The organism is Shigella sonnei, assembly GCF_002950395.1.
Classification (GTDB): domain Bacteria; phylum Pseudomonadota; class Gammaproteobacteria; order Enterobacterales; family Enterobacteriaceae; genus ECMA0423.
Window position 1 is genome coordinate 3,447,596 of the sequence record NZ_CP026802.1, and the last position, 14,216, is coordinate 3,461,811.

The 14,216-nt window shown below is 53.7% G+C and carries 8 protein-coding genes, 1 tRNA gene, 2 rRNA genes and 1 pseudogene; 3 read left to right on the forward strand and 9 right to left on the reverse strand.

What is annotated here, in order from left to right:
* Positions 1–77: 77 nt before the first annotated feature.
* The 3 genes from C1P89_RS17930 to C1P89_RS17940 all read right to left on the reverse strand — a co-directional run bounded on the left by C1P89_RS17930 (position 78) and on the right by C1P89_RS17940 (position 4,877).
* Positions 78–2,981 (reverse strand): 23S ribosomal RNA (locus tag C1P89_RS17930).
* 193 nt (positions 2,982–3,174) lie between these two features.
* Positions 3,175–3,250, reverse strand: a tRNA-Glu gene (locus C1P89_RS17935).
* Between the two features lie 85 nt (positions 3,251–3,335).
* Positions 3,336–4,877 (reverse strand): 16S ribosomal RNA (locus tag C1P89_RS17940).
* Together the 16S and 23S rRNA genes with 1 tRNA gene alongside form the textbook arrangement of a ribosomal RNA operon.
* Before the next feature lie 614 nt (positions 4,878–5,491).
* On the opposite strand from C1P89_RS17940, the pseudogene purH reads away from it, so the two are divergent.
* Positions 5,492–7,080, forward strand: a pseudogene (gene purH, locus C1P89_RS17945) (bifunctional phosphoribosylaminoimidazolecarboxamide formyltransferase/IMP cyclohydrolase).
* Between the two features lie 11 nt (positions 7,081–7,091).
* Entirely contained in the window at positions 7,092–8,381 is a 1,290-nt protein-coding gene (purD, locus tag C1P89_RS17950; protein ID WP_000866826.1) for a phosphoribosylamine--glycine ligase, read from the forward strand.
* Here the strand turns inward: purD and zraR are convergent.
* Positions 8,378–9,703 (reverse strand): sigma-54-dependent response regulator transcription factor ZraR, encoded by a 1,326-nt coding sequence (gene zraR / locus C1P89_RS17955; RefSeq protein WP_000148502.1) that lies wholly within the window; start codon positions 9,701–9,703, stop codon positions 8,378–8,380. The genes purD and zraR overlap by 4 nt on opposite strands.
* Entirely contained in the window at positions 9,700–11,076 is a 1,377-nt protein-coding gene (gene zraS, locus C1P89_RS17960; RefSeq protein WP_001211914.1) for a two-component system sensor histidine kinase ZraS, read from the reverse strand. The genes zraR and zraS overlap by 4 nt, the downstream gene beginning before the upstream one ends.
* A gap of 237 nt (positions 11,077–11,313) precedes the next feature.
* On the opposite strand from zraS, the gene zraP reads away from it, so the two are divergent.
* Positions 11,314–11,739 carry a zinc resistance sensor/chaperone ZraP gene (gene zraP / locus C1P89_RS17965; protein ID WP_000828222.1) on the forward strand — a complete coding sequence of 142 codons (426 nt, stop codon included), beginning with the start codon at positions 11,314–11,316 and terminating at the stop codon, positions 11,737–11,739.
* Position 11,740: 1 nt separating this feature from the next.
* On the opposite strand, the gene C1P89_RS17970 is transcribed toward zraP, so the two are convergent.
* From C1P89_RS17970 to nfi, 4 genes are all read right to left on the reverse strand, one after another.
* Positions 11,741–12,436, reverse strand: coding sequence for a DUF1481 domain-containing protein (locus C1P89_RS17970; protein ID WP_001084037.1), 696 nt, complete (start codon positions 12,434–12,436; stop codon positions 11,741–11,743).
* 12 nt (positions 12,437–12,448) lie between these two features.
* Positions 12,449–12,721 carry a nucleoid-associated protein HU-alpha gene (gene hupA / locus C1P89_RS17975; RefSeq protein ID WP_001044513.1) on the reverse strand — a complete coding sequence of 91 codons (273 nt, stop codon included), beginning with the start codon at positions 12,719–12,721 and terminating at the stop codon, positions 12,449–12,451.
* A 186-nt stretch (positions 12,722–12,907) separates the two neighbouring features.
* The gene (locus tag C1P89_RS17980) at positions 12,908–13,498 is read right to left on the reverse strand and encodes a YjaG family protein (RefSeq protein ID WP_000940106.1); all 591 of its coding nucleotides are present in this window, start codon (positions 13,496–13,498) and stop codon (positions 12,908–12,910) included.
* A 42-nt stretch (positions 13,499–13,540) separates the two neighbouring features.
* A complete protein-coding gene (gene nfi / locus C1P89_RS17985; protein WP_000362392.1) occupies positions 13,541–14,212 on the reverse strand; it encodes a deoxyribonuclease V in 672 nt (223 codons plus the stop codon).
* Positions 14,213–14,216 lie beyond the last annotated feature (4 nt).

Genomic DNA, 14,216 nt, shown 5'->3' on the forward strand with positions numbered 1-14,216 from the left:
GACCGCTTCTGCGTTCTGATTTAATCTGTATCAGGCTGAAAATCTTCTCTCATCCGCCAAAACACCTTCGGCGTTGTAAGGTTAAGCCTCACGGTTCATTAGTACCGGTTAGCTCAACGCATCGCTGCGCTTACACACCCGGCCTATCAACGTCGTCGTCTTCAACGTTCCTTCAGGACCCTTAAAGGGTCAGGGAGAACTCATCTCGGGGCAAGTTTCGTGCTTAGATGCTTTCAGCACTTATCTCTTCCGCATTTAGCTACCGGGCAGTGCCATTGGCATGACAACCCGAACACCAGTGATGCGTCCACTCCGGTCCTCTCGTACTAGGAGCAGCCCCCCTCAGTTCTCCAGCGCCCACGGCAGATAGGGACCGAACTGTCTCACGACGTTCTAAACCCAGCTCGCGTACCACTTTAAATGGCGAACAGCCATACCCTTGGGACCTACTTCAGCCCCAGGATGTGATGAGCCGACATCGAGGTGCCAAACACCGCCGTCGATATGAACTCTTGGGCGGTATCAGCCTGTTATCCCCGGAGTACCTTTTATCCGTTGAGCGATGGCCCTTCCATTCAGAACCACCGGATCACTATGACCTGCTTTCGCACCTGCTCGCGCCGTCACGCTCGCAGTCAAGCTGGCTTATGCCATTGCACTAACCTCCTGATGTCCGACCAGGATTAGCCAACCTTCGTGCTCCTCCGTTACTCTTTAGGAGGAGACCGCCCCAGTCAAACTACCCACCAGACACTGTCCGCAACCCGGATCACGGGTCCACGTTAGAACATCAAACATTAAAGGGTGGTATTTCAAGGCCGGCTCCATGCAGACTGGCGTCCACACTTCAAAGCCTCCCACCTATCCTACACATCAAGGCTCAATGTTCAGTGTCAAGCTATAGTAAAGGTTCACGGGGTCTTTCCGTCTTGCCGCGGGTACACTGCATCTTCACAGCGAGTTCAATTTCACTGAGTCTCGGGTGGAGACAGCCTGGCCATCATTACGCCATTCGTGCAGGTCGGAACTTACCCGACAAGGAATTTCGCTACCTTAGGACCGTTATAGTTACGGCCGCCGTTTACCGGGGCTTCGATCAAGAGCTTCGCTTGCGCTGACCCCATCAATTAACCTTCCGGCACCGGGCAGGCGTCACACCGTATACGTCCACTTTCGTGTTTGCACAGTGCTGTGTTTTTAATAAACAGTTGCAGCCAGCTGGTATCTTCGACTGATTTCAGCTCCATCCGCAAGGGACTTCACCTACATATCAGCGTGCCTTCTCCCGAAGTTACGGCACCATTTTGCCTAGTTCCTTCACCCGAGTTCTCTCAAGCGCCTTGGTATTCTCTACCTGACCACCTGTGTCGGTTTGGGGTACGATTTGATGTTACCTGATGCTTAGAGGCTTTTCCTGGAAGCAGGGCATTTGTTGCTTCAGCACCGTAGTGCCTCGTCATCACGCCTCAGCCTTGATTTTCCGGATTTGCCTGGAAAACCAGCCTACACGCTTAAACCGGGACAACCGTCGCCCGGCCAACATAGCCTTCTCCGTCCCCCCTTCGCAGTAACACCAAGTACAGGAATATTAACCTGTTTCCCATCGACTACGCCTTTCGGCCTCGTCTTAGGGGTCGACTCACCCTGCCCCGATTAACGTTGGACAGGAACCCTTGGTCTTCCGGCGAGCGGGCTTTTCACCCGCTTTATCGTTACTTATGTCAGCATTCGCACTTCTGATACCTCCAGCATGCCTCACAGCACACCTTCGCAGGCTTACAGAACGCTCCCCTACCCAACAACGCATAAGCGTCGCTGCCGCAGCTTCGGTGCATGGTTTAGCCCCGTTACATCTTCCGCGCAGGCCGACTCGACCAGTGAGCTATTACGCTTTCTTTAAATGATGGCTGCTTCTAAGCCAACATCCTGGCTGTCTGGGCCTTCCCACATCGTTTCCCACTTAACCATGACTTTGGGACCTTAGCTGGCGGTCTGGGTTGTTTCCCTCTTCACGACGGACGTTAGCACCCGCCGTGTGTCTCCCGTGATAACATTCTCCGGTATTCGCAGTTTGCATCGGGTTGGTAAGTCGGGATGACCCCCTTGCCGAAACAGTGCTCTACCCCCGGAGATGAATTCACGAGGCGCTACCTAAATAGCTTTCGGGGAGAACCAGCTATCTCCCGGTTTGATTGGCCTTTCACCCCCAGCCACAAGTCATCCGCTAATTTTTCAACATTAGTCGGTTCGGTCCTCCAGTTAGTGTTACCCAACCTTCAACCTGCCCATGGCTAGATCACCGGGTTTCGGGTCTATACCCTGCAACTTAACGCCCAGTTAAGACTCGGTTTCCCTTCGGCTCCCCTATTCGGTTAACCTTGCTACAGAATATAAGTCGCTGACCCATTATACAAAAGGTACGCAGTCACACGCCTAAGCGTGCTCCCACTGCTTGTACGTACACGGTTTCAGGTTCTTTTTCACTCCCCTCGCCGGGGTTCTTTTCGCCTTTCCCTCACGGTACTGGTTCACTATCGGTCAGTCAGGAGTATTTAGCCTTGGAGGATGGTCCCCCCATATTCAGACAGGATACCACGTGTCCCGCCCTACTCATCGAGCTCACAATATGTGTATTTTTGTGTACGGGGCTGTCACCCTGTATCGCGCGCCTTTCCAGACGCTTCCACTAACACACACACTGATTCAGGCTCTGGGCTCCTCCCCGTTCGCTCGCCGCTACTGGGGGAATCTCGGTTGATTTCTTTTCCTCGGGGTACTTAGATGTTTCAGTTCCCCCGGTTCGCCTCATTAACCTATGGATTCAGTTAATGATAGTGTGTCGAAACACACTGGGTTTCCCCATTCGGAAATCGCCGGTTATAACGGTTCATATCACCTTACCGACGCTTATCGCAGATTAGCACGTCCTTCATCGCCTCTGACTGCCAGGGCATCCACCGTGTACGCTTAGTCGCTTAACCTCACAACCCGAAGATGTTTCTTTCGATTCATCATCGTGTTGCGAAAATTCGAGAGACTCACGAACAACTTTCGTTGTTCAGTGTTTCAATTTTCAGCTTGATCCAGATTTTTAAAGAGCAAATATCTCAAACATCACCCGAAGATGAGTTTTGAGATATTAAGGCAGGTGACTTTCACTCACAAACCAGCAAGTGGCGTCCCCTAGGGGATTCGAACCCCTGTTACCGCCGTGAAAGGGCGGTGTCCTGGGCCTCTAGACGAAGGGGACGTATCAGTCTGCTTCGCAAGACGCCTTGCTTTTCACTTTCTATCAGACAATCTGTGTGAGCACTGCAAAGTACGCTTCTTTAAGGTAAGGAGGTGATCCAACCGCAGGTTCCCCTACGGTTACCTTGTTACGACTTCACCCCAGTCATGAATCACAAAGTGGTAAGCGCCCTCCCGAAGGTTAAGCTACCTACTTCTTTTGCAACCCACTCCCATGGTGTGACGGGCGGTGTGTACAAGGCCCGGGAACGTATTCACCGTGGCATTCTGATCCACGATTACTAGCGATTCCGACTTCATGGAGTCGAGTTGCAGACTCCAATCCGGACTACGACGCACTTTATGAGGTCCGCTTGCTCTCGCGAGGTCGCTTCTCTTTGTATGCGCCATTGTAGCACGTGTGTAGCCCTGGTCGTAAGGGCCATGATGACTTGACGTCATCCCCACCTTCCTCCAGTTTATCACTGGCAGTCTCCTTTGAGTTCCCGGCCGGACCGCTGGCAACAAAGGATAAGGGTTGCGCTCGTTGCGGGACTTAACCCAACATTTCACAACACGAGCTGACGACAGCCATGCAGCACCTGTCTCACGGTTCCCGAAGGCACATTCTCATCTCTGAAAACTTCCGTGGATGTCAAGACCAGGTAAGGTTCTTCGCGTTGCATCGAATTAAACCACATGCTCCACCGCTTGTGCGGGCCCCCGTCAATTCATTTGAGTTTTAACCTTGCGGCCGTACTCCCCAGGCGGTCGACTTAACGCGTTAGCTCCGGAAGCCACGCCTCAAGGGCACAACCTCCAAGTCGACATCGTTTACGGCGTGGACTACCAGGGTATCTAATCCTGTTTGCTCCCCACGCTTTCGCACCTGAGCGTCAGTCTTCGTCCAGGGGGCCGCCTTCGCCACCGATATTCCTCCAGATCTCTACGCATTTCACCGCTACACCTGGAATTCTACCCCCCTCTACGAGACTCAAGCTTGCCAGTATCAGATGCAGTTCCCAGGTTGAGCCCGGGGATTTCACATCTGACTTAACAAACCGCCTGCGTGCGCTTTACGCCCAGTAATTCCGATTAACGCTTGCACCCTCCGTATTACCGCGGCTGCTGGCACGGAGTTAGCCGGTGCTTCTTCTGCGGGTAACGTCAATGAGCAAAGGTATTAACTTTACTCCCTTCCTCCCCGCTGAAAGTACTTTACAACCCGAAGGCCTTCTTCATACACGCGGCATGGCTGCATCAGGCTTGCGCCCATTGTGCAATATTCCCCACTGCTGCCTCCCGTAGGAGTCTGGACCGTGTCTCAGTTCCAGTGTGGCTGGTCATCCTCTCAGACCAGCTAGGGATCGTCGCCTAGGTGAGCCGTTACCCCACCTACTAGCTAATCCCATCTGGGCACATCCGATGGCAAGAGGCCCGAAGGTCCCCCTCTTTGGTCTTGCGACGTTATGCGGTATTAGCTACCGTTTCCAGTAGTTATCCCCCTCCATCAGGCAGTTTCCCAGACATTACTCACCCGTCCGCCACTCGTCAGCGAAACAGCAAGCTGTTTCCTGTTACCGTTCGACTTGCATGTGTTAGGCCTGCCGCCAGCGTTCAATCTGAGCCATGATCAAACTCTTCAATTTAAAAGTTTGATGCTCAAAGAATTAAACTTCGTAATGAATTACGTGTTCACTCTTGAGACTTGGTATTCATTTTTCGTCTTGCGACGTTAAGAATCCGTATCTTCGAGTGCCCACACAGATTGTCTGATAAATTGTTAAAGAGCAGTTGCGACGCGCTTTAGCGCACTGTCGCGAGGTGGCGTATATTACGCTTTCCTCTTTCAGAGTCAACCCTGAATTTCAGGATTTTTCTCTTCAACCGAACCGGCTGTTTGTGTGAAGTGATTCACATCCGCCGTGTCGATGGAGGCGCATTATAGGGAGTTCTCCGCAGGCCGCAATAGAAAAATTGCAGAAAAATGACTGACTGCTGCATTCCCCAGCAAAACCCCGCTTTATACCTTTTTACGCACAGAGTTATCCACAATCATCAATGTAATTTCTGTATTTTTCCCACGGTAACCACTGTCAAAATTGTGATCACCATTGAAAGAGAAAAATTCGCGAGCGTTGCGCAAACGTTTTCGTTACAATGCGGGCGAAAAATAAGGATGCCCCGTTAGGGGCGTTAGCTGAGTTTTTCGCGAAAAATTCAGCTAACGCTCTCTGTAATAGTCAAATCCAGGGGATTTACCATGCAACAACGTCGTCCAGTCCGCCGCGCTCTGCTCAGTGTTTCTGACAAAGCCGGTATCGTCGAATTCGCCCAGGCACTTTCCGCACGCGGTGTGGAGCTGCTGTCTACAGGGGCACTGCCCGTCTGTTAGCAGAAAAAGGTCTGCCGGTAACCGAAGTTTCCGATTACACCGGTTTCCCGGAGATGATGGATGGACGCGTGAAGACCCTGCATCCGAAAGTACATGGTGGCATTCTGGGCCGTCGCGGCCAGGACGATGCCATTATGGAAGAACATCAGATCCAGCCTATCGATATGGTGGTTGTTAACCTGTATCCGTTCGCCCAGACTGTTGCTCGTGAAGGCTGCTCGCTGGAAGATGCGGTTGAGAACATCGATATCGGCGGCCCGACCATGGTGCGCTCCGCCGCTAAGAACCATAAAGATGTCGCAATCGTGGTGAAGAGCAGCGACTACGACGCCATTATTAAAGAGATGGATGACAACGAAGGATCGCTGACGCTTGCAACCCGTTTCGACCTCGCCATCAAAGCCTTCGAACACACTGCCGCCTACGACAGCATGATTGCCAACTACTTCGGCAGCATGGTTCCGGCTTACCACGGTGAAAGCAAAGAAGCCGCCGGTCGCTTCCCACGCACGCTGAACCTGAACTTCATTAAGAAGCAGGATATGCGTTACGGCGAGAACAGCCACCAGCAGGCTGCCTTCTATATAGAAGAGAATGTGAAAGAAGCCTCCGTTGCTACCGCAACCCAGGTTCAGGGTAAAGCCCTCTCTTATAACAACATCGCCGATACCGATGCGGCGCTGGAGTGCGTGAAAGAGTTCGCCGAGCCGGCATGTGTGATTGTGAAGCACGCCAACCCTTGCGGCGTGGCTATCGGCAATTCCATTCTTGATGCTTACGATCGCGCGTACAAAACCGACCCAACCTCCGCATTCGGCGGCATCATTGCCTTTAACCGCGAGCTGGATGCGGAAACCGCACAGGCCATCATTTCTCGTCAGTTTGTCGAAGTGATTATTGCGCCTTCCGCCAGCGAAGAAGCCCTGAAAATCACCGCCGCCAAGCAGAACGTACGCGTTCTGACCTGCGGTCAGTGGGGCGAGCGTGTTCCGGGTCTTGATTTCAAACGCGTGAACGGCGGTCTGCTGGTTCAGGATCGTGACCTGGGCATGGTCGGTGCGGAAGAACTGCGCGTCGTCACCCAACGTCAGCCGACCGAACAGGAACTGCGTGATGCGCTGTTCTGCTGGAAAGTGGCGAAGTTCGTGAAATCCAACGCTATCGTCTATGCCAAAAACAATATGACCATCGGGATTGGCGCGGGCCAGATGAGCCGCGTGTACTCCGCGAAAATCGCCGGTATTAAAGCTGCCGATGAAGGCCTGGAAGTGAAAGGTTCCTCGATGGCTTCTGACGCGTTCTTCCCGTTCCGCGACGGTATTGATGCCGCCGCCGCTGCAGGCGTGACCTGCGTAATCCAGCCTGGCGGTTCTATCCGTGATGACGAAGTGATTGCCGCCGCCGACGAGCACGGTATTGCGATGCTCTTCACCGACATGCGCCACTTCCGCCATTAATGGAGCAATAGATGAAAGTATTAGTGATTGGTAACGGCGGGCGCGAGCACGCGCTGGCCTGGAAAGCGGCGCAGTCGCCGCTGGTTGAAACTGTTTTTGTTGCTCCGGGTAATGCAGGCACTGCGCTGGAACCCGCGCTGCAAAACGTTGCTATCGGCGTGACCGATATCCCGGCGCTGTTGGATTTCGCACAAAACGAAAAGATTGATCTGACCATCGTCGGCCCGGAAGCGCCGCTGGTGAAAGGCGTGGTCGATACCTTCCGCGCCGCCGGGATGAAAATCTTCGGCCCAACCGCAGGTGCCGCGCAACTGGAAGGTTCGAAAGCGTTTACCAAAGATTTCCTGGCCCGCCATAAGATCCCTACAGCGGAATACCAGAACTTCACCGAGGTAGAACCTGCGCTGGCGTATCTGCGTGAGAAAGGTGCGCCGATCGTCATTAAAGCGGACGGTCTGGCAGCCGGGAAAGGCGTTATCGTGGCGATGACGCTGGAAGAAGCCGAAGCGGCTGTTCACGATATGCTGGCGGGCAACGCTTTTGGCGACGCGGGTCATCGCATCGTTATCGAAGAGTTCCTCGACGGCGAAGAAGCGAGCTTTATCGTGATGGTAGACGGCGAGCATGTGCTGCCGATGGCCACCAGCCAGGATCACAAACGCGTAGGCGATAAAGATACCGGACCAAACACGGGCGGGATGGGCGCTTACTCCCCCGCGCCGGTAGTAACCGATGAAGTTCATCAGCGCACCATGGAACGTATCATCTGGCCAACCGTGAAAGGCATGGCGGCGGAAGGCAACACCTACACCGGTTTTCTCTACGCGGGCCTGATGATCGACAAACAGGGCAATCCGAAGGTTATCGAATTTAACTGCCGCTTTGGCGATCCAGAAACCCAGCCGATTATGCTGCGCATGAAGTCCGATCTGGTTGAGCTCTGCCTGGCGGCCTGTGAAGGCAAACTGGACGAGAAAACGTCAGAGTGGGATGAGCGTGCTTCTCTCGGCGTGGTGATGGCTGCGGGTGGATATCCGGGCGATTACCGCACCGGCGATGTGATCCACGGCCTGCCGCTGGAAGAAGTGGCAGGCGGCAAAGTGTTCCACGCGGGCACGAAACTGGCGGATAACGAGCAGGTAGTGACCAGCGGCGGGCGCGTACTGTGCGTCACCGCGCTGGGTCATACCGTGGCAGAAGCGCAGAAACGCGCTTATGCCTTAATGACCGATATTCACTGGGACGACTGCTTCTGCCGGAAAGATATCGGCTGGCGCGCTATCGAACGCGAGCAGAACTAACGCGACAGTTTTGCCAATAGCGTTTTGCGCGTGATCCCTAACTGACGGGCGGCTTCGGTTTTGTTGCCGCCCGTTTTCTCCAGTGCCGCCAGAATCACTTCTTTTTCGACTTCCACCAGCGGCTGAATATCCTGACTTTGCCCCAGTGGGATCGGCGTACCGGCAATCGCCAGCGGCAGCTCGCGTTCGGAAATATATTCCCCGGTCAGCAGCACCACCGCCCGTTCCACCGCGTTTTCCAGTTCACGAATATTTCCCGGCCAGTCGTAGTGGATCAGCAAATCCATCGCCTGTGGCGTAAAGCCTTTTACCGCCTTGCGATTACGCTCGGCAAAGCGCTGAAGAAAATGGACAGCCAGCAGAGGGATATCTTCCCGCCGTTGCCGCAGCGATGGTACTTCAATCGCCACCACATTCAGGCGATAGTAGAGATCCTGGCGAAAACGCCCGGCATTCACCTCTGCGGCAAGATCGCGATGGGTCGCCGCAATCAACCGGACATCAACCGAGATAGTCTGGTTGCTACCGACACGCTGAACTTCGCGCTCCTGAATCGCACGCAGCAGACGCACCTGCATCATCGGCGAGATATCGCCAATTTCATCGAGAAACAGCGTGCCGCCGTCCGCCTCAACAAAGCGCCCTTCCCGGCGTCTATCGGCTCCAGTGAACGCCCCTTTTTCGTGACCGAACAATTCAGATTCCAGCAAGGATTCGTTGAGTGCCGCACAGTTGAGCGTTACCAGCGGTTTTTCGCTACGTGCGCTACTGGCGTGAATCGCCCTGGCGACCAGCTCTTTACCGGTGCCGGAATCGCCGTGGATCAGCACCGTGGCTTCCGATGGCGCGACGAGGGCGATTTCACTGAGCAGGTGTTGCATCGCCGGGCTTTTACCGACCATACCGAACTGGCTGGCAGACACCGCAGGCGTTTCAGCGTCAATACTGTGCGTATGCGCGAGCGCCTTTTCCAGCGTCGCCTGCAGGTTATCGAAATCCAGCGGCTTGATGAGATAATCCAGCGCCCCGGTTTTCAACGCTTCTACCGCCGTCTCGACGCTGGAGTATGCGGTCATAATCAGCACCGGAATCGCCGGATTTAACGCTTTGATCTCTTTTAGCGTGGCAATGCCGTCCATCTCCGCCATTCGCACATCGCAAAGCACAAGATCAAAAACCTGTTCCCGCACCTGCTCCAGCGCCTGTCGCCCGCTGTTCGCCAGCGCGACGTTATAGCCCCAGCCGCGCAGTAAAGCCTGCAAAATAGTGCAGTGGCTAATGTCATCATCCACCACCAGAATATCGATATTATCGTGCGTCATCCTTGTGGGCCCTTACGCGTAATAGTGACCGGAAGCCAGAGGGTGAACGTTGCGCCTTTTCCCTCCTGGCTTGCGACCTGAATTGTACCACCGTGTTGTTCAACAATATTATGCACGACCGCCAGCCCCAGTCCGGTGCCTTCGGCTTTAGTGGTGAAGTACGGAGTGAAGATGGCATCAAGCTGATCTGCCGCAATTCCCTTACCGCTGTCGGTAACGCTGATTTTCACGCCCGCGCCGCTTTCGCTGGCCGTCACGCTAATCACGCCATGCTGACCAATCGCCTGAATAGCATTGAGATAGAGATTCAACAGGACCTGAGTCAGCCTGTCCGGATCGGCCTGAATTTCCGGTAATGTGTCGTTGGCGGTAAAGCGTAACTGGATCTCCCGGCTGTTCGCATCCTGGCTTACCAGCTGTAATGAGTGGTTAATCAGCGTGTTGAGATCCACCGCCTGCAAAGCCAGATGCGTTGGCTTAACCAGTTCCAGCAGCTCGCTTACCACGCGGTTTAAACGGTCGGCCTCTTTCGCCATCACCTGCGCCAGTTGATGCGCTTCTCCCCCTGCAGGCGCGCGCTCGGCAAAGTATTTCGCCAGTCCTTTAATCGAGGAAAGTGGGTTACGGATTTCGTGGGCAACGCCTGCCGCAAGATGCCCCAGCGCCACCAGCTTCTCTTTGCGCTTCATTTCATCTTGTAGAAGCTGGCGCGAGCGCAAATAGCGGCGATACCAGAAGAATGACAATACGCTTGCCAGCAAGACCGTCGCCAGGGCGAAGAGGATAATCAGGGTGTTTCTCTGCTCACGATCTTCGGCACTCACAATATTACTGGCGTCGAAAGCGATGAAAATTGCTTGTGGTGTCGCGGCATACTGCTGCATATGGCGCATCCGGTGCATTCCAGCAGCAAACATCGGTTGAAACTGGCGATAAATTTCCAGAACAGGCTCGCCGTCTGCGCTATCGATCCGCCGCCACGCTTCTTCATCTCCCGGATGTAACTGCTGCATTTCCTGCGGGGAATAAAGCTGTTTTCCCACCATGCCGGAGTTGCTATGCATCACGATTGTTCCTTGTTCATCCGTGACCGCAAACCAACGTACTCCAGGCTGCCCGGCCATTTCTTCCAGTAAGGCCTGCTGCTGCGCATGATGCATGCGCATCCCCATGCCGACGCGCGAGCCGGATTCAAGAGCGCGAATAAGTACACTGCCTTTTTCCAGCAGCGTTTGTCTGGCGGCGGCAGTCTCGCGCCCATAATCGCGAATCACCGTCACCGCAAACAACCCTACCAGCCCAACAATGACCACGGGGAGGATCGCGCTTAACCATTTAGCTAAGGAGTCTTTAGAACGTTGCATAAAACGCATCTTCTTCTTTGCCTGCTCATCCCTTTCTGACAGCAGAAATCATGCCATCTTTTATCAGCGCTTACCCTGCGCTGTAACACAAAGGCTTAAGTTTCAATGAGTAAAAATGACTCGCTACCCGCAGCAGGCGAGTCATTTTTACTCGTTTATCATGCCAGATTACCCGTCATATCAGCGTTTCATCGTTGGCACGGAAGATGCAATACCCGAAGTAAGACAACCACTGGAGGATTAACCATGAAACGGAACACGAAAATTGCCCTGGTAATGATGGCGCTTTCAGCAATGGCGATGGGATCGACATCTGCATTTGCTCACGGCGGACACGGTATGTGGCAGCAAAATGCCGCGCCTTTGACCAGCGAACAACAGACAGCGTGGCAGAAAATCCATAATGACTTTTACGCTCAAAGCAGCGCACTGCAACAGCAACTGGTGACGAAGCGTTATGAATACAATGCCCTGTTAGCCGCGAACCCACCGGATAGCAGCAAAATTAACGCGGTCGCCAAAGAGATGGAGAATTTGCGTCAGTCGTTAGATGAGTTACGGGTGAAACGAGATATCGCGATGGCTGAAGCGGGTATTCCGCGCGGAGCCGGAATGGGCATGGGCTACGGCGGCTGCGGTGGTGGCGGTCATATGGGTATGGGCCACTGGTAAATCAGAACGTTTTCTCGTTGGGTTGCCAGCGACAGAAATCAGAGTTTGCCACTAACAGTAATTGCGAACCTTCGGGCGCTTCCAGCCATGCCACGCTGACATCAACAGAAGAGCGGCTCTGGCGGCGCTCGATATGCGCTATCGCCTGCGAATCTAAATCAGGTTTAATGGTTTGCCCTTCGCAGGTGGTCACGGTCTGTTCCATCGCATGCCAGCGCCCCTGGCGCAGCACGACTCTCCCCTGACGTAAGGCATCGCTAATCTGGCGGATCTGATCAGCACGATAACGGTATAAATCGATTTGGTCGTTAGAAAGCTGCTGCTTTTCCCCATCGGATTCACGTTGCATAAAGCTCAGATCACCGCGATCGTCAAAACGCGCGCGAATATTCACCGGCGGTTTGCTGTAAACATTGATATTGATGAGCGTGAGGTTATCGCCCTGCCAGCGATACTCTCGCGTCGTGGTATCGCCACTGCGCCACGGGCTAAACACGGCAAGCAGATGCACATTATCGCCGCTGTCTTTTCGCCAGATGCGTACCGCGCCCTGGTCTTCAGCAAATCCACTGGCGGTAAAGGGAGGAAGTGAAGAGTTATGACTACAGGCAGTGAGAAGCAGAGCGCCAGCCAGCATCAATGATCGACGCCAGAAAGACAAAAGGGGTGAAACCACCCCTTCGTTAAAACTGTTCACTGCCACGCAATCTTACTTAACTGCGTCTTTCAGTGCCTTGCCAGAAACAAATGCCGGTACGTTAGCTGCGGCAATTTTGATTTCTTTACCGGTCTGCGGGTTGCGGCCAGTACGCTCAGCGCGGTGGTTCACTTTGAAGGTACCGAAACCAACCAGTTGTACAGCATCGCCTTCTTTCAGAGACTCAGTAATTGCAGCCAGAGTGGACTCCAGAGCAGCTTTAGCCTGGGTTTTGGACAGTTCTGCTTTCTCTGCAATTACATCAATCAGTTGAGTCTTGTTCATAAGTTATCCTTACAATGTGTTTATCGCTTGCTAAGCATCGAGTGCGACGGAAATGCCAGAATAGCACTCTCCTGCATACACGCACCGATAGCCACTTTTTTTCGCCCCCCAAATGTAGACCAGACGGGGGGCGAAAGGGAAGACTCCAGGTACGACAAATCAGGCGTTAAATCACGTTTTCTGGTCTTATTGCTGAAAAATTATACCAATATTGCTCTCACCCGCCTCACGCAGGTCTGCCCTAAGGCCTTTTATCAGCTCGATATCGCGTTCTTCGCACTCAGCTAAAAGTCGGAATATTTCCCACTGAATGTCCCATTCTTGCTCTACAGCTGGGTTTTCTTTAAGCTCTTCATCGCTCATTTCGCGACCAGCCTGAGTCATTTCCAGCATCGCAACGGTCGTGATGGAGGTCTTACTCACTTCCACCGCGTGTTCGAGCGTTTCACCACTCAAACGCGAATGGACCAGTTCACTTAACGCCACGCAGGCATCGATTGCCGGATAAACGCCGTACAGATCGAAATCGTCGGCTGAAGGAATCGCTTCTTCAAATTTCTCCAGTTGGCTGTCGAAATTTACTTTTGCGTCTTTAACGGTCAGCGTTTCCCAGATGAGATCGAGAATACGACGGTAAATTTGCCCATCACCAAAACCGGTTTGCTGGCAGAACATGGCGTAATTGGGGTACATGCGTTCGCATAAGCAAGCCATGAAAGTGACATGCTGCCAGCTTTCCAGGCGCTCCAGACGCAGATGAATTGGGTTTTGTAACATGTTGAGTTCTCAAATACGGAAATTATCCGCAGTTTACCTGAATTAGGGCTGATTTGCTGTATAGCGCACGAACGCCGGACGTTCCGAGGCCACCGCGTCCGCCCAGCGCGTTGGCTCCGGCAGACGATAGCCTTTCATGCAGCGTTGTACCCACGCCAGCGCGCTGTCCACGCTGACCCGATGGCCGGTAGCGATAAACAACGGGTTACAGCGCGCTTTGCTGCGCCAGACCCAGGCCAGCTGCTCGCCTTTATCCATCAGTGGGGCCAGCGCGCCCGGTTCGCTGGAGAGCGGTTCGAATTTACCGCAGAGCCGTTTTTTCGCCACGCCGATCGTTGGCACATCCACCATCAAACCAAAATGGCTGGCGACGCCAAGACGGCGAGGATGCGAGATCCCATGACCATCGACAAACACTAAATCCGGCTTTTGCGACAGCATCTCCCACGCTGCCAGCAGCGCAGGATATTCGCGGAAGGAAAGAAAACCTGGAATGTAAGGCATGGTGGTGGCGATGCGGGCAACTTTATACTCCACCAGCTCAAGCGAGGGATATTTCAGCAGCACCATCGCCGCTCGCGTCACTTCTCCGCCCTGCTCAAACCCGACATCGGCTCCGGCGATCAGATCCGGTGGATCTTTATCGAGTCGATCCTCGCGGATCACAGAAGAAGCCAGTTCGATTTGTTGAGCGCGTAATGACGCGAGATCCATAATC

Bases quoted from the DNA above. Each gene is read 5' to 3' on its own strand.
- C1P89_RS17980 (WP_000940106.1), bottom strand. From the start codon at position 13,498: ATGTTACAAAACCCAATTCATCTGCGTCTGGAGCGCCTGGAAAGCTGG.
- zraP (WP_000828222.1), top strand. From the start codon at position 11,314: ATGAAACGGAACACGAAAATTGCCCTGGTAATGATGGCGCTTTCAGCA.
- zraR (WP_000148502.1), bottom strand. From the start codon at position 9,703: ATGACGCACGATAATATCGATATTCTGGTGGTGGATGATGACATTAGC.
- hupA (WP_001044513.1), bottom strand. From the start codon at position 12,721: ATGAACAAGACTCAACTGATTGATGTAATTGCAGAGAAAGCAGAACTG.
- zraS (WP_001211914.1), bottom strand. From the start codon at position 11,076: ATGCGTTTTATGCAACGTTCTAAAGACTCCTTAGCTAAATGGTTAAGC.
- nfi (WP_000362392.1), bottom strand. From the start codon at position 14,212: ATGGATCTCGCGTCATTACGCGCTCAACAAATCGAACTGGCTTCTTCT.
- purD (WP_000866826.1), top strand. From the start codon at position 7,092: ATGAAAGTATTAGTGATTGGTAACGGCGGGCGCGAGCACGCGCTGGCC.